Origin of the sequence: Mesobacillus jeotgali, from assembly GCF_014856545.2 — a bacterium.
Taxonomy (GTDB): domain Bacteria; phylum Bacillota; class Bacilli; order Bacillales; family Cytobacillaceae; genus Mesobacillus.
The window spans coordinates 1,907,439-1,928,416 of the sequence record NZ_CP109811.1; the positions used below are offsets into that span (position 1 = coordinate 1,907,439).

The following is a 20,978-nucleotide window of genomic DNA, read 5'->3' on the forward strand; positions in this document are numbered from 1 at the left end:
TAACATTAATTTAACGAAGGGGGAATTTTTGTGAATGGAATTACTACTGTTCTGGGCATAAAATATCCAATCATCCAGGGTGGAATGGGGAACATAAGCAATGCCATTTTGACAGCTGCTGTTTCCGAAGCTGGCGGCCTTGGAACGATAGGTGCCGGTACGATGTCAGCTGAAGAAGTGGAGCAAATTATTCTTGAAACGAAAACGAGGACATCGAAGCCTTTTTCAGTGAATGTGGCCTTAAGTGTTTCACCGAATGTGGTGGAAATCCTGCGCCTGGCTGTCAAGCATAAAGTGCAGGCAGTAACATTATCAGCAGGGAATCCTGCACCTTTCATTCCTAAGCTGAAAGAGGCTGGAATTAAGATTATTACCGTGGTCGCATCTGTAAAGCAAGCAAAGAAAGCCGAAGCTGCAGGTGCTGATATCTTAGTAGCTGAGGGGTATGAAGCAGCGGGCATTAACTCGAATCTCGAAACAACGACGCTGGCATTGATTCCTCAGATTGTTGCACAGGTGAACATACCGGTTGTTGCGGCGGGAGGAATTGGGGATGGCAAGGGCCTTGCTGCCATGCTGGCACTTGGAGCGAGCGGCGTCCAAATGGGAACAAGATTCATCGCTACAAAGGAAGCTCCTTTCCATGAAAACTACAAGCAGAAGCTTTTGCAGGCAAGTGATCATGAGACAGTAATAGTCGGCAGATCTGTCGGAAGAATTCGCAGACTGCTGAATACCTCTTATGCAGGGAGACTGCTGGAGGCAGAAAAACAGGGTCTTACTCCAGAAGAATTTGCCGAACTGACAACTGAGGAAATACATAAAAAAGGGGCATTGGAAGGAAGCGAAGATAACGGGTTTATGAATGGAGGCCAGGTGTCTGGACTTGTTTCTGATATCCCGTCAGTAGATGAATTATTGGATCGAATGGTAAAGGAAGCAAAAGATCGGTTAAAAGTTGCAGAACTCTTACTATAATTTTGAGAAGTGTGCTCCAATCAGGGAGCGCACTTTTTTAGTTTTTTGTAAAAAATGTTTTTTTATTTGATGTCCATACCTGAACTTTTTAAATGGTTGAGGCTGCAAAAGTCTATAAAACAGGTGTTTATACATCGCTTTCGTGCATAAAAGCGAAAAAGTTAAATTATTTTTAAAAAACATCTTGATAGTTTATTAAAGTGATGGTTTAATAATTAAATATCATAACATACTAAATTTTCGGAATTTTATTGACTTTAATTTATTGCTGGTGTTAATATAACGTTATATTTACGGTGTCTATAGTGGATATCATACTTTTTGGAATCGCTTTCAAAAAATACATCCAGTTTCTTAGCTAAAGCTTTAAATGGACACCCACTGCCTCAAGTTATAAATGGACTTCCAGATCTTTGCCTAATGTTTTCAATTTTGGTGCGTTCCGGCTGCTTTGAAATTTAAGTCTACATAGTTTACTGCCGGTTAAAAAATATTCAAGGGGGATTATTATGAAAAAATCAGTAAAAGCTATTTCTCTTGTTCTGGCCAGTGCCTTGTTCATGGCTGGCTGCGGAGGAAATGAAGCATCAAATGGATCTTCTGACAAAGATCAGTACAAGATTGGCCTGACGCAATTTGCGGAGCATCCATCGCTTGATGCCGCAACCGAAGGATTTAAGAAAGCTCTTGAGGACAAAGGGTTCAAAGAGGGAGACAATGTAACATATGACTTCCAGAACGCACAGGCAGACATGAATAACACAGCAAGTATCGCGAATAATTTTGTCGGTGATAAAGTCGACCTCATCTTCGCTAATGCTACACCAAGTGCGGTCGCAGCACTTAATGCGACGAAGGACATTCCAATCATTTTCACATCAGTGACAGATCCGGTTGGGGCGGGGCTTGTTGAAGCATTCGATAAGCCTGGCGACAATATCACTGGTACGACCGACAACCATCCGGATGCTACCAAAAAGACAATTGACTTCATGACGAATGAAATTGGCGCAAAGAAAATCGGCGTCATTTATAACGCTGGCGAGCAGAACTCTGAAGTCCAGTTGAAGGAAGTAAAGAAGCTTGCGGAAGCAAATGGAGCTAAGGTTGTTGAAGCCTCAATCTCTACATCAGCTGAAGTTAAGCAGGCTGCAGAATCCCTTGTCGGACGTGTTGATGCCATCTATGTCCCTACGGATAATACAGTCGTTTCTGCGCTTGAATCTGTTATTTCTGTAGCTAATGGCAAAAAGATCCCGTTATTCGTTGGTGAGCTAGATTCCATGAAGCGCGGCGCTGTTGCAGCCAGCGGTTTCAATTACTATGACATTGGTTACCAGTCGGGCTTGATGGCTGCTGAAATTTTATCTGGCAATAAGAAAGCTTCTGAGATTCCTGTTGAGCTTCCTGAATCTTTAACACTGACAATCAACAAAAAAGCTGCTGAGGAGCAGGGTGTTGAAGTCAAGGAAGAATGGGGAGACGACGCAGAGTTCTACGAAGAATAAAAGAAAGGATGATTCAACTTGTTTACTTCAATATTTGGAGCATTTGAGTCCGGCATTATCTATGCCATCATGGCTCTGGGTGTATACTTATCCTTTCGGGTACTTGATTTTCCGGATTTGACGGTTGACGGCAGCTTCGTAACTGGAGCTGCGGTCGCCGCCATCATGATTGTAAATGGTTCAAACCCATTTGCTGCTACAATGGTGGCACTAGTTGCCGGATTCATCGCTGGATGCTTGACAGGCATCATTCATACAGTAGGTAAGGTTAATGCGCTTCTGTCGGGGATCCTGATGATGATTGCCTTATATTCTATCAATCTAAGAATAATGGGTAAGTCGAATGTCCCTTTGCTGAACACGGATACTGCCATGACAGCGGTTCGGGACTTTTTCGATAAGACGGGAATTGATGGATTCTTCAATGGAATCCTTACGGCAGTCGGCCTTGGCGACAGTCTCCCAAGGACATGGGGAATCCTCCTGTTCATGATTGTCGTAACGCTGGCAATTAAATTCCTTACGGATGCATTCCTTAAAACAGAACTTGGACTTGCAATCCGGGCAACTGGTGATAACAAGAGAATGATCCGCAGCTTCTCATCCAATACAAACCTGATGATCATCCTTGGCCTTGGCCTTTCGAATGCGATGGTGGCTTTTTCAGGCGCTTTAATCGCCCAGCAGGGTGGTTTTGCGGATGTCGGCATGGGTATCGGAATGATCATCATCGGTCTTGCTTCAGTCATCATTGGTGAAGCACTGTTTGGTACAAAGTCGATTGCAAGAACAACACTCGCTGTTATTGGCGGGGCTATCATCTACCGAATTGTTGTCACACTGGCATTACGGGTGGAGTTCCTCGAGCCAGGCGACATGAAGCTGATCACGGCAATTATCGTAATCCTGGCATTGACTGCTCCGAAAATGATAGAAGGCTATAAAGAGAAAAAACGGAAGGTAAAAAGGCAGCTTGAGCACATGCAGATGGCAGCTATTCCTTCTGAACGAAAGGGTGAGGCTGGTGCTGCACTTAAATCAGATTCATAGAGTCTTCAATGAGGGTACTCCAGATGAAAAGATCGCCCTGGACAATATTAATCTCACCCTGGAAAAGGGAGACTTTGTCACAGTCATCGGCAGTAACGGAGCCGGAAAATCTACTTTAATGAATGTGATCTCCGGTGTCATGATTCCAGACCATGGTCAGGTGGAACTGGACGGTAAGGATGTAACCTACATGACCGAGTACAACCGCTCAAAATTGATTGGCCGTGTATTTCAGGATCCAATGGCCGGCACTGCACCAAGCATGACAATTGAAGAAAACCTGGCCATTGCCTATTCAAGGAACAAGCGACGTTCCCTGCGTCGAGGCGTCACGAAAAAACGTCGTGAGCTTTTCCAGGAAGTACTTGAATCGCTGCACCTGGGCCTTGAAAACCGCCTGAATGCGAAGGTTGGCCTGTTATCAGGAGGAGAACGCCAGGCGTTATCCTTATTGATGGCTACATTCACAGAACCATCCATTCTTTTACTGGATGAGCATACCGCGGCACTCGATCCTGCGCGTGCCGAGTTAATCACCAATCTAACAAAAGAAATCGTCGACAAATACCATCTCACTACATTGATGGTCACGCACAATATGCAGCAGGCACTAGACCTCGGCAACAGGCTGATCATGATGGACAAAGGCCAGATCATCCTCGAGGTAAACGAAGAACAAAAAGCCAAGCTGACAATCGAAGACTTGCTAAATGAGTTCCAGCGAATCCGCGGAACAAAGATGGCAAGCGACCGGGCTTTATTAGGCTAAACAAAAAACAACCAGCTATTTTGAGCTGGTTGTTTTTTGTTAGCTAAATATTATATCAAAATTATTTTTAAGAAAATACCAAAATTTCTTACAATTTATTGACCATTTATTTAACGAAATGTTATGATAGCGTTAAATAAACGTTATACATATTTGCAACTTGGAAAGGTGGGATATGATGCTAGATGGCTTGATCGCTGGGCATACGGCCTCCATCGATGTCATTGTTACACCAGATATGTTTGCCCGCTTTGAGGGAAAAGTCGTCCATCCAGTATACTCCACGGTTTCGATGGTGTATCACATGGAATGGGTTTCACGGCAAATTATCATTCCCTTTTTAGAGGATCATGAAGAAGGAATGGGAGGTGCGGTGACTGTTAAACACATCGCTCCATGCACCGAAGGAGCTGAGGTAACGATTACTGCTACCGTCACAGGGCTGCAGGACAATACCATTCTTACTAATATAAGGGCAGAAAGCAAAGGTCGCCTTATAGGAATAGGGGAAGTAAAGCAAGTGGTCCTTCCTAAAGAGAAGATAACTGAATTAATTACTGGAAGCTAAAAATTTTTGCGCAAAAATGTAAGCGCTAACATGGTTTAACGGAATAAAGGGGGAAAGCACAATGGATATGTTTGAACAAATTCGTGAGCACGAGCAAGTTGTTTTTTGTAATGATGAAGCAACTGGATTAAAGGCGATTATAGCGATTCATAGTACACGGTTGGGACCAGCATTAGGCGGCTGCCGCATGTACCCTTATAAAACAGTCGACGATGCACTTGAAGATGTACTGCGGCTTTCAAAGGGCATGACGTACAAGTGTGCAGCGGCTGACGTCGACTTCGGCGGCGGGAAGGCTGTCATCATTGGTGATCCTACCAAGGATAAGAGTCCGGAATTATTCAGGGCATTTGGCCAGTTTGTAGAGTCGATCCAGGGCCGTTTTTATACAGGAACAGACATGGGGACGGATCCGGAAGATTTTGTCCACGCATTAAAAGAAACGAATTGCATCGTTGGCGTCGATGAAGTGTATGGCGGAAGCGGCGACTCTTCAGTCCCAACAGCGCAGGGTGTAATTTTTGGATTGCAGGCAACGAGCAAAGCTCTATGGGATACGGATGATTTGTCCGGTAAATCCTATGCGATCCAGGGACTGGGCAAGGTAGGCTACAAGGTTGCAGAATACCTTCTGGAAAATGGTGCAGACCTGTATGTTACAGACATCAATCAAAAAGCAATCGACCAGATTGTCCAAAAAGCGAAGGAAATGGGAGCAGGAATCAAAGTCGTTAACAGTGACGAAATTTATTCCCAGCCTGCGGACATTTTCATCCCGTGCGCAATGGGCGGAATCATCAACGATGACACAATTCCACAATTGCAGGTAAAAGCAGTCGTGGGTTCTGCGAACAATCAGCTCAAGGAAGAACAGCACGGTCATATCCTTCAGGAAAAGGGAATTCTTTATGCGCCTGATTACATCGTCAATGCAGGCGGATTAATCCAGGTTGCGGATGAACTTTATTCGCCAAACAAAGAGCGGGTCTTGAAAAAGACGAAGGCTATCTATAATTCTCTTTTAAATATTTACAGGCAGGCAGAGAGTGAAGGAATTACGACTGTTGAAGCAGCGAATAAATTCTGTGAAAACAGGATCGAAGCCAGAACAAGACGCAACAGCTTCTTCTCTCATATGAAGCGTCCAAAATGGGCAGTGAGGATGTAATAGAATCATAGACTTTTAAAAAAGGGTGAGCCGATGGAAAAGGATTTTCCGATTTTTCAAGTGATGGACCAGAACGGAAACATTGTGTCTGAGAAATATAAAGATTTGGTGACTGAAGAGCGAGTGAAGAAATTTTATTCGGAAATGGTAAGGATCCGGACGCTGGACAGGAAATCCATCAGTCTCCAGCGTCAGGGGCGAATCGGGACATACGCTCCATTTGAAGGACAGGAAGCTTCCCAGGTAGGAACGGCTTTAGCACTCGAAAGTGATGACTGGATGTTCCCGACGTACCGTGATCATGGAGCAGCAACGGTGTTCGGCCACTCGCTCAGGAATATTCTGCTGTTCTGGAATGGACGAAATGAAGGATGCGTTCCGCCGGATGGGAAAAAGATTTTTCCACCGGCCATACCGATTGCAACGCAGATTCCACACGCTGCAGGTGCAGCATTTGCCGAAAAGCAAAAAGGTACAAAGAATGCGGCCATTTGTTATTTCGGTGATGGTGCGACCTCGGAAGGTGATTTTCATGAAGGCTTGAACTTTGCCAGCGTCTTCAAATCACCGGTCGTCTATTTTTGCCAGAATAATCAATATGCAATATCAGTCCCTATTAGCAAACAGATGAACTCTGCAACCATTGCACAAAAAGCGCTTGCCTATGATATTCCAGGTGTGAGAGTTGATGGCAACGATGTTTTTGCCGTGTTTGCTGAAACGGAAAAGGCACTTGAACGTGCCCGGAATGGCGAGGGTCCAACATTGATTGAAGCGCTGACCTGGCGTTATGGGTCCCATACCACTGCTGACGATGCATCAAAATATCGTGATCAAGGTGAAAGTGCGCTCAAGCGAATGGAGACAGATCCTTTGCTAAGACTGGAACGCTGGCTGAAAAATGAAGGGCTCTACGATGAAGCATGGGTGACGGAAATAGAAGGACAGGCAGCGGCAGAAATTGACGCAGCTGTACAGGAAATGGAGAAATTCCCTAAAGCTGACCCGGCTGTGATCTTTGACTATGTCTTTGAGAAACCTACATGGACAATCGAGAAGCAAAAGCGGGAGTATCTAGAATTGATCGGAGGTGAGTCATGATGGAAACAGCAGTGCAGACAAAGACTTTAACGCTTATCCAGGCGATCACCGAAGGACTTGATACGATGCTGGATGAAAGCAAGGAAGTCATCCTTCTAGGTGAAGATATCGGAAAAAACGGCGGAGTATTCCGCGCTACTGATGGTCTTCAGGAGAAATATGGGGAGGACCGCGTGATCGATACGCCTTTAAGCGAAGCAGGCTTTGTTGGGGCAGCGATTGGCATGGCAGTGAACGGATTCCGTCCCGTTGTGGAAATTCAGTTCCTGGGCTTTATTTATCCTGCCTATGAACAAATCATGACCCATGCTTCAAGACTGCGGATGAGAACTCTTGGCCATTTTACTGTTCCGATGGTGATTCGCGCTCCATATGGGGCCGGTGTGCGTGCACCTGAAATTCATTGTGACAGCACTGAATCCCTTTTTACCCATATGCCAGGAATGAAGGTAGTCTGTCCATCCAATGCTTATGATGCAAAAGGGCTGATGATTGCTGCAATTGAAGATCCCGACCCTGTCCTCTTTTTAGAGCCGATGAGAAGTTATCGTTCTTCACGTGGTGAGGTTCCGGAAGGGAAGTATACAGTTGAAATCGGTAAAGGAAAGAAGCTGACAGAAGGCGAAGATGTGACGGTCATTGCCTGGGGCGCGATGGTACCAGTAGCGATGAAGGCCGCTGAAGATATGAAGCAAAAGGGTATCAATTGCGAGGTCCTTGATTTGAGGACACTTTATCCAATCGACAAGGACCTAGTCGTCGAGTCAGTACAGAAAACAGGGCGCACGGTGATTGTCCATGAAGCCCATGCGACAGGCGGAACTGGCAGTGATTTGATTTCTTTGATCAATGATGAGGCGTTTCTTTACCAAAAAGCTCCGGCCGAAAGAGTGACAGGCTATGACACGCCTGTACCGTATTTTGGGTTTGAGGATCATTATCTGCCGACACCGAAAAGAGTCGCAGCTGCAATACAGAAAGTAATGAAGTTTTAGGAGGCGTGCCGATGGTTGAAGTAAAGCTCCACGACATTGGGGAAGGCATGACCGAAGCGGACATCAATTGTTACCTGGTGAAGCCAGGGGATTTCGTCAAGGCAGATGATCCATTGGTTGAAGTCCAGACAGACAAAATGACCGCAGAGATTCCCGCTCCCCGATCAGGTGTAATTAAAGAACTGCTGTTAACTCCAGGGCAAACGGTAAAGGTAGGAACAACTTTACTGATCATGGAGGACAGTACCAGTGCAGGTAAGCCTGTTGAGTCCCAGAAGGTAGTTGATGCTGGAAAAGCAGCAGCCGAACCTGCCGAGGCTGCGGTAGCTGTTTTGGACAGACCAACTGCTAGTAAGGTGCCTGTAGGTGTTAGTGCGCGACTGGGACAGATCCTTGCTTCTCCTTATACCAGGAAAGTTGCCCGGGAACACGGCGTCAATATTATGGAGGTCAAAGGGACTGGACCAGCAGGCCGGATTACCGAAGAAGATATACTTGCCTTTGTTCATTTAAGAGAGCAAGGGGCTGCGAGCCATTCGGAAGGTGGTTCCGAACAGCAGGTTCCGAACGTTTCGCAACTAGCTTCCGAACAAGAGGTTCCGATGGTTTCAAAACATGCTTCCGAACTGCAGGCTCCGAATGTTTCAGAAGCAGGTTCCGAAGAACAGGTTGCTGCTCGAAGCGAAGGTGTCCATCTGGATATATTGCCATTCCGCGGCCGCCGCAAGCAGATTGCAAAAAAGATGGTCCAATCCATGTATACCATCCCTCACTGTACTCATTTTGAAGAAATTGATGTCAGCGAGTTGATTGCTTTAAGGGAAGAGATCAAGGCTTCCGGTAACTCTATATCTGCAACGGCATTTTTCATTAAAGTCCTTTCGATTGCGTTGAAAGAATTTCCGGTCTTTAATGCAAAGCTCGATGAAGAAAATGAAAATATCCAGCTGTTGCGTGAACATCATATCGGAATTGCCGTGGACACTCCAGAAGGCCTGATCGTGCCGGTAATCAGGAATGTTGAGCAGAAGAATTTAAAGAATATCCATAGTGAAATGAAGCGTCTGACAAAGCTCGCCCTTGATGACAAGCTTACGGTAAAGGATATATCAGGCGGAACATTCACGATCAGCAATGTGGGTCCACTGGGCGGCAGCATTGGTGCTACACCAATCATCCAGCACCCGCAGACAGCGCTTGTTTCCTTCCATAAAACAAAGAAACGGCCAGTTGTCACAGATCAAGATGAAATTGCCATCCGGTCTATCATGAATCTGTCAATGGCATTTGACCACAGAGTCGCAGACGGGGCAACGGCTGTTGCTTTTACAAACCGTTTCGCACAGTTGATTGAGAACCCGAAAATGATGCTATTGGAATTGATGTAACAGTTTCAAGAATAGATACTTTACCACACAAAAGCATCATAGCTTTACATCACGCTCTTGAGAGGGCTGGGATAATTACTATAAAATAATTTTAAATATTATAAATATTCTTTCAGGAGGTTTTACAATGCAAGAGAAAGTAATGGTATCTGGCCAAAATACAGAGGACTTTTTTCCGGTACAGGATGTTGATTATTTAGAGCTTTATGTAGGGAATGCCAAGCAGGCATCTCACTTTTTCCAGACGGCTTTTGGCTTTAAGGTAGTTGCCTATTCCGGCCTTGAAACAGGGAATCGCGAAACAACATCCTATGTCCTGCAGCAGCGAAAGATCCGTCTTGTTGTGACTGGAACGTACAATGATTCATCTCGTGTAGCCCAGTTTGTCAAGACTCACGGCGATGGCGTCAAGGACATTGCGCTTGCTGTTGATGATGTTGAGAAGGCGTATGAGGGAGCGGTTAAGCGGGGAGCAATTGAAATCCAGCCGCCGCATGAAGTTTCTGATGAAAACGGTACGTTAAAAAAGGCGGTCATCGGTACATATGGTGACACCATCCATACACTTGTTGAAAGAAAAAATTACAAAGGCTTGTTCATGCCAGGGTTTGTTGAACACGAAACAACAGTCCCTGTGAATGACGCTGGTTTCATCGGGATTGACCATGTTGTCGGCAATGTTGAGAGAATGGAAGAATGGGTTAACTATTATGCCAATGTTATGGGCTTCAAGGAAATGAAGCATTTCACTGATAAGGATATCGTTACTGAGTATTCAGCGTTGATGTCTAAAGTAATGCACAATGGCGGCCGCATCAAATTCCCGATTAACGAGCCGGCAGAAGGCAAGCGCAAGTCGCAGATCCAGGAATACTTGGAGTTCTACAACGGACCTGGCGTTCAGCATCTAGCGATTTTGACAGAGGATATTGTCAGCACAGTAGCACAACTGCGTGAAAATGGTGTTGAATTCCTGAACACACCGGATTCTTACTATGAAATGCTGTCAGAGCGTGTTGGCGAAATTGATGAAGAAATCGATAAGCTAAAAGAGCTTAGCATTTTAGTAGACCGTGACGATGAAGGTTATCTGCTGCAGATCTTCACGAAGCCAGTCGTAGACCGTCCAACGCTATTCATTGAAATCATCCAGCGCAAAGGTGCAAGAGGTTTTGGTGAAGGAAACTTCAAGGCTCTATTCGAATCAATCGAGCGTGAACAGGAACGACGCGGCAACCTTTAATAGCAGGGAGTGAAGGGGGCGAAACGCTCCCTTTTCGTTGTAAGTGCGACTGTGAAATGGGGGGATGAACATGAATGTAAGAGCAAGAGCAGAACTCGAAGGAATCACACCATACGCCCTCGGACAGACAATTGAGGAGATTAAAGAACAGTATGGACTTACTAAAGTAAGGAAGCTTTCGGATAATGAAAATGTGTATGGCACTTCGCCAAAAGTCAGAGAAGCAATCATGCAGGCTTCATCTAATCTGGCATTCTATCCGGACGGATTGACCTCAGGAATCGTTGAGAAGCTTTCCACCTATTATAAATTGGACCAAAAGCAATTTCTTGTATCAAACGGTTCAGAGGAAATCATTCGTCTTTTGACAAGAGCATACATTGGTAAAAATGATGAAGCGGTCATGGCAGAGGTTACTTTCCCTCGCTATAAAACGAATGTGGTGATCGAAGGCGGCAGAGCTGTCACTGTACCGATGATCGACGGCAGGCATGATCTTAAAAAAATGCAGGAAGCCATCAACGAAAAAACTAAAATGGTATTCGTTTGCAACCCGAACAACCCAACCGGGACGATTGTCGCCAAGCAAGATTTGCTTTCTTTTATCGACAATGTGCCTTCAAATGTGCTGATCATCATGGATGAAGCTTATTTTGAATACACAGATTCTGATGAATTCCTGGATACGATGACATTGCTTGATCAATATCAAAACATCGTCATCCTCAGAACTTTTTCGAAAATCTATGGCCTTGCCAGTCTGCGAGTCGGCTATGGCATCATGCATGAAGATATCGCGACGGAGCTTCATAAAGTCAGGGACGTCTTCAATGTGAACCAGCTTGCACAGGAAGCAGCAATGGCTGCTATAGAGGACCAGGATTTCGTGAAAGACTGTGCAGCTAAAAATAGTGCAGAAAGAGCATTCCTGAGTGCGAAGTTCAAAGAGTTGGAGATTGATAGTTTTCCATCGCAATCCAATTTTTTGTTTGCTTTCACGAATAGACCGGTTATTCAGAAGCTGACGGAAAATGGTGTGCTTGTCAGGCAGATGCACCTGCCAGGGTACAAGGAAGCATTCCGGATCACTCTCGGCACACATGAAGACCATGAGTTCATTTTGCAAGTCGTCAGCCAGCTTTTTCATGAAAGGGCGGTGTAAGCCTTGGAAATCAAAACAGATCAACTTGAATGGAGAGACGCATACAAGCTCTTGCAAGGCTCAGTCCTGCCGCGGCCCATTGCCTTTGTTTCCAGCCAGGATGAAAACGGGAACGCCAATCTGGCTCCATTCAGTTTTTTTACCGTCATCAGCTCAAACCCGATGATGGTCTGCTTTTCGCCAATGAGAAGAGGGACTGACGGCGCGAAGAAAGATACCCTGAAAAATATTGAAAGCACAAAGGAGTTCGTCATCAATATTGTCAGTGAGGAGTTCGTCCAGCAGATGAATGACTGTGCGACGGAATTCGCGTCAGATGTCGATGAATTCGAGGCTTCCGGACTGACCAAGGTTGACAGTGTTGCAGTTAGACCTTCACGAGTCAAAGAGTCCAAGGTCCATCTTGAGTGTATTCTCGATCAGGTCCTGCACTTTGGCGGGGAAGAAGCTGGAGCTGGCAGCCTTGTCATTGGCAAAGTTGTTCATGTCCATGTTGAAGATGATCTTTATGAAAATGGCCGCATTAATTCTGAGAAGCTAAATCCGGTTGGCAGGCTGGCAGGCGCAACTTATACTCTGCCCCTGGCCAAAACCTTTGAACTGCAAAGAAAATAGGTGATCACATGAAATTCATTACTTTTACGAAAAAAGACGGAACAGTGAGAGCTGGCTGGATCAACTCCAGCAATATGGCAGTTGATATGCATGAAGCATCGAATGGGACATTGCCTGACAATATGCTTGCATTCATCGAAAACCATGCTGCATTCATGGAGTATATCCAAGAAAATAAAGGCTTGATTGAGACAGGGAATGGTTCTTATCCGCTGACTGAAGTAACCTTGAACGCGCCGCTCCCAAATCCTAAGAGTGTACGTGATTTTTACGCATTCGAGCAGCATGTAAAAACAGCAAGGGAGAACCGGGGGCTGGAAATGATTCCTGAATGGTATGAGATCCCGGTGTTCTATTTTACCAACCATCTTGCCATCAAAGGACCAGAAGATGAAATCAGGCGTCCGCAAGCATGCGAGTGGCTCGATTATGAATTGGAAATCGCTTGTGTCATCGGCAAGGAAGGCCGGAATATCAAGGCTGAGGATGCAGAACAGCATATATTCGGATTTTTTATCATGAATGACTGGAGTGCCCGCGATCTGCAGCGTCACGAAATGAAAGTAGGCCTTGGACCGGCGAAGGGCAAGGATTTCGCGACTTCAATTGGTCCATATCTGGTCACAAAGGATGAGCTAGATTCCATCAAGGCGGAGAAAGGCTATGACCTTCAGATGACAGCAAGGGTGAACGGACGGGAACTTTCAAGTGGCAATGTGAAGAATCTTTATTACTCCTTCGGCGAGATGATTGAGCGTGCTTCCGCGGGGACGACCCTGTACCCGGGAGAGGTAATCGGCTCAGGCACAGTTGGAACAGGCTGTATCCTGGAACTGGGTACAGATGTCCACCGTTGGCTGGAGCCCGGTGATGAAGTAGAACTTGAGATTGAAGGACTTGGTGTTTTGAAAAATAAAATAATCGAAGACTAGAAAGAAGGTGTATCAATGTATTACCGTCAGCTGGGAGAAATCCCAAAGAAAAGGCATATCCATTTTTAAAAAGGAAGACGGTTCGCTTTTTCGCGAGCAGGTAATGGGAACCAAAGGGTTTTCCGGCACACAGTCAATCCTTTATCATCACCATATGCCGACAGAGGTAGTAAAAAGTGAATTGATCGGCAGCTACATGCCTGAATATGAAGAGCAGGAATCATTGAACCATCGGCACTTCCTGACCGACCAGATTACGAAAACTGGGGATGCTCTAAGTGGAAGGGAATATATCCTCGGTAATGACGACCTCCTAATTGGATTCGCGAATATCACTGAAACGATGAAGCAATTTTACCGCAATGGTGATGGAGATGAAATGTTCTTTTTCCATCATGGATCCGGCAAGGTGGAAACGATGTTTGGAACGATAAACTATCGTCCTGGTGATTATGTCGTGATCCCAATCGGCACGATGTACAGGGTTGTTCCAGATGATTCTGAGCAGACAAAGGCATTGATTGTTGAATCGTTCAGCCAGATTACCACTCCTCGACGTTACCGCAATGAATATGGGCAGCTTCTCGAGCACAGTCCATTCTGTGAACGTGACATCCGCGGGCCGGAAACGCTGGAAACCTTCTCTGAAAAAGGGGAGCATGAGGTGATTACCAAGACGCGCGGCCATCTGCATCGTCACGTGTTGAACCACCACCCGCTTGATGTTGTCGGCTGGGATGGCTATTTGTATCCGTGGGCATTCAATATCGAGGACTTCGAGCCAATCACCGGCCGAATCCATCAGCCGCCGCCTGTCCATCAGACATTCGAGGGCCATAATTATGTGGTATGTTCCTTCGTGCCAAGGCTTTACGATTATCATCCTGAAGCGATTCCGGCACCATATTACCACAGTAACGTAAACAGCGATGAACTGCTGTACTATGTAGAAGGAAACTTCATGAGCCGCAAGGGAATCAAGGAAGGATCGATCACATTGCATCCAAGCGGAATCCCGCACGGACCGCATCCGGGCAAGACAGAAGCAAGCATCGGCAAAAAAGAAACGTTGGAGCTTGCCGTCATGATCGATACATTCCGGCCGTTGAAAACGGTAAAAAAAGCCAAGGATATCGAAGACGACCAGTATATGTATACCTGGATCGAGAAATAAGGAAATAAGACCAATTCGCTAAAGAGCGGGTTGGTTTTTTTGTTCAGCAACTGGAAAAAACATGCATTTTTTCCAGTTTGCGAATAAAATCGTATTTTTGCGAATAAAATTTTAGATTTTGCGAATAAAATCATTTTTTTGCGAATAAACATATGGTTTTTGCGAATAAAATTTTTTCGCAAAATATACTAATGGAATTCTCTAATAATCTGGGCGAAAAACATGAGCAGCACGATCTTCAGTCATTTAAAAACAAGTGAAAAATATTAAAAAAATGCAAAAACGTTTAGTTTTGAGGAATTCCTAAACATTATAAGGGTAAACTCATTGCAAAATAATCCAAACCAAAATCGGCAATACTAACAAAATCGATTACGGATTAGGAGGATATGACGTGACTTTATCTATATTCGCCTTGGGCGGCATCAATGAAATCGGAAAAAACATGTATGTTGTCCAATATGAGGACGATATTTTTGTGATTGACTGCGGAGGGAAGTTTCCTGATGAGAGTTTATTGGGAATCGATTTGATTATCCCGGAAATGACCTACCTTGAAGAAAACAGAGACAAAATCAGAGGGTTGATTGTAACTCATGGACACGAAGACCATATCGGCGGAGTCCCTTATTTCTTCAAAAAGCTGAAAGCGCCAGTATATGCAACAAATTTCACTCTCGGATTAATTGAACTGAAACTCAGTGAGCACAAACTGCTGAGAGGGACAGAGCTGAATAAAATCAATTCAGATTCAGTATTGGATTTCGGCAAGGTGAAGGTTTCTTTTTTCAAAGTGAGTCACAGCATCCCGGATTGTTTAGGAATTGTATTCCATACACCTGAGGGGAATGTTGTTCATACGGGAGACTTCAAATTCGACCTGACGCCGGCTAATGATGAACAATCTGAGATTCATAAGATGGCGAAAATTGGAACGGACGGTGTGCTTGCTCTGTTATCAGAGAGCACGAACGCAGAGCGCACTGGTTTGACGCCATCAGAAAGAATGGTGGCCAGCCATCTTGAAGAAGCCTTCATGAAAGCAGAAGGGAAAATCTTTGTATCAACTTTTGCCTCTAACGTGAACCGGGTTCAGCAGGTCGTTGAGGCAGCAATCAAGACAGACAGGAAGCTTGCGCTGCTTGGCAGGAGTATGGTCAATGTAGTCGATGTGGCGATCGAAAGAGGGTACTTGAATGTTCCTGAAGGAATGCTGATACAACCGAATGTAGTCGACCAACTGGACCCACATAAGGTTGCCATCCTGTGCACGGGCAGCCAGGGAGAGCCGATGGCCGCGCTTTCCCGCCTCTCAACAGGAAATTATCGCGATGTCTCGGTATATCCAGGAGATACCGTCATCATGGCGGCATCCCCAATTCCCGGAAATGAAAAGGATGTTTCCAAGATCATTGATAATTTGTTCAAGCTCGGCGCAAAAGTCATTTACGGCTCTGGCAGCACTACCGGCATGCATGTTTCCGGCCATGGCTACCAGGAAGATCTCAAGCTGATGCTGACTTTGATGCAGCCTAAGTATTTCATCCCAATTCATGGGGAATACAGGATGCTGCATCACCACCGCTTGCTGGCGGAATCTGTTGGTGTCGAAAAAGGAAATACATTTATCGTTAAAAATGGTGATATCGTTGACATAGAAAATGGCGAAGCGCGCCAGACACGAAATGTTCCTGCAGGTGATACGTATGTTGATGGCGTAAGTGTCGGAGATGTGGGCGAGATTGTGCTCAGGGACAGAAAGCAGCTATCCGAGGATGGAATGCTTGTCATTGTCCTGACTTTAAGCAAAGCTGAACGTAAAATCATTTCTGGGCCAGATACAATCTCACGAGGGTTTGTTTTTGTGAAAAACTCAGAGGACCTTATGAGAGATGTAAACAATCTTGTGACAAAAACAGTAACCGAACTTCAAGAAGACAATGTACATCGCTGGAATGTCATTAAGCAGGGAATTAAAAAAGCAGTCGGCCAGCACATCTTCCAAAAAACAAGAAGAAGGCCGATGATCTTGCCGATTATAATTGAAATTTAATGTTATAGTGGACCAGGTACTACACTTAGTGCCTGGTCCATTCTGTTGACATGACACTATAAGGTGTCATATATTAAGGAAGTGACACCAAATAGTGTTATTTAACCAATGGAGGGTAAAACATGGATACACAAAGAGAAATCCGCAAAACAATCATTCTAAATGCACCAATCGAAAAAGTATGGAAAGCAGTCGCAACATCAGAAGGGATCGCTGCCTGGTGGATGCCGAACACATTTGAACCGGAGCTTGGCAAAGAGTTCATTCTCCACGCAGGTCCTTTTGGAGATTCACCATGTAAGGTAACCGAATTGGAACCGCCAAATCGTCTGGGCTTTGATTGGGGGAGGGATTGGCACCTACTATTCGAACTGAAGGAGTTGGAGGGAAAGACTGAGTTCACGTTAATCCACTCTGGTTGGGATCCGGATAAGGTCACTGAGTTGGGTCAGCCTCATAGTGTTATCCAGGGAATCATGGATAATGGTTGGGACAAAATCGTTAACGAAGCACTTCCAGCCTACATCGAGGGCTAATATGTCAGCTTCACATGCAAAACATGATGTTTTCCAGGCTGTTGCAGACCCTACTCGCCGGAAAATACTGAAGCTGCTCGCAGACAAGGAGATGCCTGTTGCGTCCATAACTGAAGAATTTCCGATTACCAGGACGGCAGTAAACAAACACTTATTTGTGCTATCTGAAGCAGGTTTGGTAACCAGTAAAAAAATTGGACGTGAAACTCGCTATTCATTACAGCCAGAACCGCTTCAGGAATTGCAGGAATGGCTTTCGTTTTTCGAGATATATTGGGATAACAAACTCTCAGCATTGAAAAATTTTGTGGAATCGGATGATGACTAAGTTCCGGATGTTCTGGAAGCTTACTTCCATTTTAAAACTTCGAGCATGGAGAATTCTCCATGCTTTTTGCATTCCTGCTTAACAAATGAGGAGATAAGGTCTACACTAATAATTATCGATTACCGCATCTCGGGGAGGGAGCAGGCCATGGATCTCAAACTAAACTTAAAAGTCATCAAGGAATTATGCGGCACTGTTTCCTTCAAGCGGGGGGATGCGTTTTACCGTGCGGATAAAGTAGAATTCAAAGACTGCAATGATAAACGGCTGAATGCAACAGTTACAGGCGCGGATGTATTCCACGTCATTGTCACCAAAACCGGTGACGGCCGTTTCACAACGGAGTGCACTTGTCCCAAGCTTGCTTCTGTCAAACATGAATGCCAGCATGTAGCCGCGGTCCTGCTGGCGATTTTGGATGAGCAAAAGCATGGGTCATCAAATGCACTTAAGAATTTTGATCATCCAGGAAGTGAGCTGGCTGAAGGGCTGCTGACCATTTTCAGTGAAGGACCACGAAGAACAAGCGGCCACCAGCTCCATTTTGAAACAAGGAAGCCCTTGAATACGATATTCAAGATCGAGCCGGTTGAAACAAGTGATCAGCAAATGATGCTTGGAGTTTCGATGAGTATTGGCCCAATTGAAATCGAGGATGTTCCCGGATTCCTGATGAGTGTAGCGAATCGGCAGTCAGCATCGCTATCTAATTTATTCACCTATGATCCCGAGCTTCATTGTTTTCATAATGATATTGACTCAATCATTAATATACTTATCCAAATCGTCCAGGACTCAGAATTAAAGGTCAATAGCGATCATGACTCCTCTGTCATCATCATTCCGCCATCCTTTTGGCATCAGCTATTGCCGCTGTTGGAACAGGCACCGGATGTTAAGTTGAAAGAGGATGGCCAAGTTACCGGGCTGTTTTCTGTTTCCACCGATCGTCTTCCGCTATTGTTCAATTTTGAAAAAGTTACGGAGAAAGACTATTCGCTAAAAATTGCCGGAATCTCTGACCTGATCGTACTTCATAAATATGACCTCGTTTGGTCGAAAGCTCAGTTAATCCAGCTCAGTACCGAGGATTGCAGCAGATTATTTGAACTGAAAAATATGCTTGCCCAATCAAGAACGAATAGCATACCGATTTTACAGGATCAAATGGGTTTCTTTGTCGAAAAAGTCGTACCAGGCCTCCGCCGGATTGGGGAGGTTCAAATTGACGGCGATATAACGAAACAATTCTTATCAGAACCGTTGACCGCAAAGCTGTATCTTGATCGCGTGAATAACCGGTTACTCGCAGGGATCGAGTTCCAGTATGGAAAAATCGTTTTCAATCCGCTTGAGAACAGGGAACCTAAAGTGAATTCTCTGCTAATCAGGGACATGGAAAAGGAGGATCTGATTCTGGAGTTGCTTGATGAAGGTTCATTTGCAAAAACGGATGGCGGTTATTTTTTGCATAACGAAGAGCTGGAATATGAATTTTTATATCACACCTTGCCGAAGCTGCAAAAGCTTGTTCACGTATATGCTACTACAGCTGTCAGAAGTCGTATTTTCAGGGAGCCTGCCCGGCCGCAAATACGTGTAAAGGTGAAAAAAGAGCGGACAAACTGGCTTGAATTCAAGTTTGAAATGGATGGGATTCCTGAAAAGCAGATCCGGGACATCCTCGAAGCACTTGAGGAAAAGCGTAAGTATTATCGTTTGCGAAGTGGTGCACTTATGTCCCTTGAAACGAGGGAATGGGAGGAAATCCAGCGTTTCTTAAAGGCAGGGCCAATCCAGGATGAAGATTTGGAGAAAGGGTTGAATGTTCCTATTGTCCGGGGGATGCAAATGCTGGAATCATTCGGGGATGGATCCGTTCTAAGATTAGAAGATTCGTTCCGCACTTTTCTGGATGAAATAAGCACTCCTGGAAAAGTAAAATTTGAGGTCCCCGATAATCTGGATCCAATCTTGCGTGAATACCAGAAACAGGGTTACCAATGGATGAAAACTCTCGCAGGTTACGGGTTTGGCGGCATCCTGGCAGATGATATGGGACTTGGTAAAACACTGCAAAGCATCGCCTATATTGCATCGGAGCTTTCCAGTATAAAGAAGAACCGAAAGCCTGTCCTGATTGTCTGTCCATCTTCACTTGTCTATAACTGGCTCAGTGAATTCATGAAATTTACTCCTGAAATCCAGGCAGTCATCATCGACGGCAATAAAGCAGAGCGCTCCAAACTGCTTAAGGATGTTTCGGGCATTGATGTGGTCATCACCTCTTATATGCTTCTGCGCAGGGATATTCATCTGTACGAAAAAATCAAATTTCACACTGTCTTTTTCGATGAAGCACAGGCTTTTAAAAATCCGCTGACTCAAACGGCAAAAGCAGTGATGAACATACAGGCTGACCACCGGTTCGCGTTGACTGGCACGCCGATTGAAAACTCCATAGAGGAGTTATGGTCTATTTTCCGGGTAGTGTTTCCAGAGTTATTCCAGGGATTGAAGGAATACAGCAATCTGACAAGCAAGACCATCGCCCGCAGAATCCGGCCATTTTTACTGCGAAGGGTAAAAGAAGAAGTGCTTGGGGAGCTGCCGGAAAAAATTGAATCAATCGATAGAGTTGAATTGCTGCCTGAACAGAAGAAGCTTTATGCTGCGTATCTGGCAAAACTTCGCCATCAAACGCTGAAACAGCTGGATAAAAATACGATCAGGAAGAACCGGATCAAAATTCTGGCTGGCCTGACACGATTAAGGCAAATTTGCTGCCATCCTGCTTTGTTCGTAGACGGATACAAAGGCGACTCAGCAAAGCTGGAGCAGCTGAAACAAATCATTGAGGAATCCAGGTTTGCTGGAAGAAGAGTTCTCATATTCTCACAGTTCACGAAAATGCTCGACTTGATTGGCAGGGAATTGGCATATGAGGGAATTCCGTTCTTTTATCTGGACGGACAGACACCTCCTGAAGAGCGAGTGGAAACGTGCGAAAAGTTTAATGCTGGAGAACGGGACTTTTTCCTGATTTCCTTGAAAGCTGGGGGCACAGGCTTGAATCTTACCGGAGCTGACACAGTCATCCTTTATGATTTATGGTGGAATCCAGCCGTAGAGGAGCAGGCCGCGGACCGCGCCCACCGAATGGGACAGAAGAATAAAGTCCAGGTCATCAAATTGATCGCCAGAGGTACAATTGAAGAAAAGATGAACGAGCTCCAGGATAAAAAGCGGAACATGATCGAAGAAATAATTGAAGAAAAAAGCTCGGCTTCGCTGACAGAAGAAGATATCCGCGAAATTCTGCAGATTTAGCTTTAGTTGAGTTAAACAGGATAACGAAGAGCCCAGCTTGCATAATAGCCAACAGGTAAGCCCCTAGAATTGACTAGGGG

General features: G+C 45.1%; 17 protein-coding genes and 1 pseudogene. All 18 read left to right on the plus strand.

Annotated features, from left to right (window positions below; genetic code table 11):
- The first annotated feature begins 30 nt into the window (after nt 1–30).
- Entirely contained in the window at nt 31–978 is a 948-nt protein-coding gene (locus tag FOF60_RS09410) for an NAD(P)H-dependent flavin oxidoreductase (protein ID WP_192471242.1), read from the plus strand.
- Nucleotides 979–1,487: 509 nt separating this feature from the next.
- Nucleotides 1,488–2,486 (plus strand): ABC transporter substrate-binding protein, encoded by a 999-nt coding sequence (locus FOF60_RS09415; protein ID WP_192471243.1) that lies wholly within the window; start codon nt 1,488–1,490, stop codon nt 2,484–2,486.
- A gap of 18 nt (nt 2,487–2,504) precedes the next feature.
- Nucleotides 2,505–3,536, plus strand: a complete 1,032-nt coding sequence (locus FOF60_RS09420) for an ABC transporter permease (RefSeq protein ID WP_192471244.1) — start codon at nt 2,505–2,507, stop codon at nt 3,534–3,536.
- Nucleotides 3,511–4,305 (plus strand): ABC transporter ATP-binding protein, encoded by a 795-nt coding sequence (locus tag FOF60_RS09425; protein ID WP_192471245.1) that lies wholly within the window; start codon nt 3,511–3,513, stop codon nt 4,303–4,305. The genes FOF60_RS09420 and FOF60_RS09425 overlap by 26 nt, the downstream gene beginning before the upstream one ends.
- Nucleotides 4,306–4,483: 178 nt before the next feature.
- Entirely contained in the window at nt 4,484–4,873 is a 390-nt protein-coding gene (locus tag FOF60_RS09430; RefSeq protein ID WP_192471405.1) for a thioesterase family protein, read from the plus strand.
- A 61-nt stretch (nt 4,874–4,934) separates the two neighbouring features.
- Nucleotides 4,935–6,041, plus strand: coding sequence for a Leu/Phe/Val dehydrogenase (locus tag FOF60_RS09435; protein WP_192471246.1), 1,107 nt, complete (start codon nt 4,935–4,937; stop codon nt 6,039–6,041).
- Nucleotides 6,042–6,074: 33 nt separating this feature from the next.
- Complete coding sequence (pdhA, locus tag FOF60_RS09440; RefSeq protein WP_192471247.1) at nt 6,075–7,142, plus strand: pyruvate dehydrogenase (acetyl-transferring) E1 component subunit alpha; 1,068 nt, start codon at nt 6,075–6,077, stop codon at nt 7,140–7,142.
- The gene (locus FOF60_RS09445; protein WP_192471406.1) at nt 7,142–8,137 is read left to right on the plus strand and encodes an alpha-ketoacid dehydrogenase subunit beta; all 996 of its coding nucleotides are present in this window, start codon (nt 7,142–7,144) and stop codon (nt 8,135–8,137) included. Before pdhA ends, FOF60_RS09445 begins: the two co-directional genes overlap by 1 nt.
- A gap of 11 nt (nt 8,138–8,148) precedes the next feature.
- The gene (locus tag FOF60_RS09450; protein WP_192471248.1) at nt 8,149–9,525 is read left to right on the plus strand and encodes a dihydrolipoamide acetyltransferase family protein; all 1,377 of its coding nucleotides are present in this window, start codon (nt 8,149–8,151) and stop codon (nt 9,523–9,525) included.
- Nucleotides 9,526–9,652: 127 nt separating this feature from the next.
- Complete coding sequence (gene hppD / locus FOF60_RS09455) at nt 9,653–10,768, plus strand: 4-hydroxyphenylpyruvate dioxygenase (protein WP_192471249.1); 1,116 nt, start codon at nt 9,653–9,655, stop codon at nt 10,766–10,768.
- 70 nt (nt 10,769–10,838) lie between these two features.
- Complete coding sequence (gene hisC / locus FOF60_RS09460) at nt 10,839–11,930, plus strand: histidinol-phosphate transaminase (protein ID WP_225650042.1); 1,092 nt, start codon at nt 10,839–10,841, stop codon at nt 11,928–11,930.
- Nucleotides 11,931–11,933: 3 nt separating this feature from the next.
- The gene (locus FOF60_RS09465) at nt 11,934–12,545 is read left to right on the plus strand and encodes a flavin reductase family protein (RefSeq protein ID WP_192471251.1); all 612 of its coding nucleotides are present in this window, start codon (nt 11,934–11,936) and stop codon (nt 12,543–12,545) included.
- Between the two features lie 8 nt (nt 12,546–12,553).
- Complete coding sequence (locus FOF60_RS09470; protein ID WP_192471252.1) at nt 12,554–13,477, plus strand: fumarylacetoacetate hydrolase family protein; 924 nt, start codon at nt 12,554–12,556, stop codon at nt 13,475–13,477.
- A gap of 15 nt (nt 13,478–13,492) precedes the next feature.
- Nucleotides 13,493–14,651: pseudogene (locus FOF60_RS09475) on the plus strand (homogentisate 1,2-dioxygenase).
- Nucleotides 14,652–15,096: 445 nt separating this feature from the next.
- The gene (locus tag FOF60_RS09480; RefSeq protein WP_192471408.1) at nt 15,097–16,704 is read left to right on the plus strand and encodes a ribonuclease J; all 1,608 of its coding nucleotides are present in this window, start codon (nt 15,097–15,099) and stop codon (nt 16,702–16,704) included.
- Between the two features lie 122 nt (nt 16,705–16,826).
- Nucleotides 16,827–17,240, plus strand: coding sequence for an SRPBCC family protein (locus FOF60_RS09485; RefSeq protein WP_192471253.1), 414 nt, complete (start codon nt 16,827–16,829; stop codon nt 17,238–17,240).
- A 1-nt stretch (nt 17,241) separates the two neighbouring features.
- Nucleotides 17,242–17,568 carry an ArsR/SmtB family transcription factor gene (locus FOF60_RS09490; RefSeq protein ID WP_192471254.1) on the plus strand — a complete coding sequence of 109 codons (327 nt, stop codon included), beginning with the start codon at nt 17,242–17,244 and terminating at the stop codon, nt 17,566–17,568.
- A gap of 147 nt (nt 17,569–17,715) precedes the next feature.
- Nucleotides 17,716–20,898 carry a DEAD/DEAH box helicase gene (locus tag FOF60_RS09495; RefSeq protein WP_192471255.1) on the plus strand — a complete coding sequence of 1,061 codons (3,183 nt, stop codon included), beginning with the start codon at nt 17,716–17,718 and terminating at the stop codon, nt 20,896–20,898.
- The last annotated feature ends 80 nt before the right edge of the window (nt 20,899–20,978 follow it).

Coding starts and splice junctions, on each gene's coding strand:
- FOF60_RS09415 (WP_192471243.1), top strand. CDS start 1,488: ATGAAAAAATCAGTAAAAGCTATTTCTCTTGTTCTGGCCAGTGCCTTG.
- FOF60_RS09430 (WP_192471405.1), top strand. CDS start 4,484: ATGCTAGATGGCTTGATCGCTGGGCATACGGCCTCCATCGATGTCATT.
- FOF60_RS09435 (WP_192471246.1), top strand. CDS start 4,935: ATGGATATGTTTGAACAAATTCGTGAGCACGAGCAAGTTGTTTTTTGT.
- pdhA (WP_192471247.1), top strand. CDS start 6,075: ATGGAAAAGGATTTTCCGATTTTTCAAGTGATGGACCAGAACGGAAAC.
- FOF60_RS09445 (WP_192471406.1), top strand. CDS start 7,142: ATGGAAACAGCAGTGCAGACAAAGACTTTAACGCTTATCCAGGCGATC.
- FOF60_RS09450 (WP_192471248.1), top strand. CDS start 8,149: ATGGTTGAAGTAAAGCTCCACGACATTGGGGAAGGCATGACCGAAGCG.
- hppD (WP_192471249.1), top strand. CDS start 9,653: ATGCAAGAGAAAGTAATGGTATCTGGCCAAAATACAGAGGACTTTTTT.
- hisC (WP_225650042.1), top strand. CDS start 10,839: ATGAATGTAAGAGCAAGAGCAGAACTCGAAGGAATCACACCATACGCC.
- FOF60_RS09470 (WP_192471252.1), top strand. CDS start 12,554: ATGAAATTCATTACTTTTACGAAAAAAGACGGAACAGTGAGAGCTGGC.
- FOF60_RS09480 (WP_192471408.1), top strand. CDS start 15,097: ATGTATGTTGTCCAATATGAGGACGATATTTTTGTGATTGACTGCGGA.
- FOF60_RS09485 (WP_192471253.1), top strand. CDS start 16,827: ATGGATACACAAAGAGAAATCCGCAAAACAATCATTCTAAATGCACCA.
- FOF60_RS09490 (WP_192471254.1), top strand. CDS start 17,242: ATGTCAGCTTCACATGCAAAACATGATGTTTTCCAGGCTGTTGCAGAC.
- FOF60_RS09495 (WP_192471255.1), top strand. CDS start 17,716: ATGGATCTCAAACTAAACTTAAAAGTCATCAAGGAATTATGCGGCACT.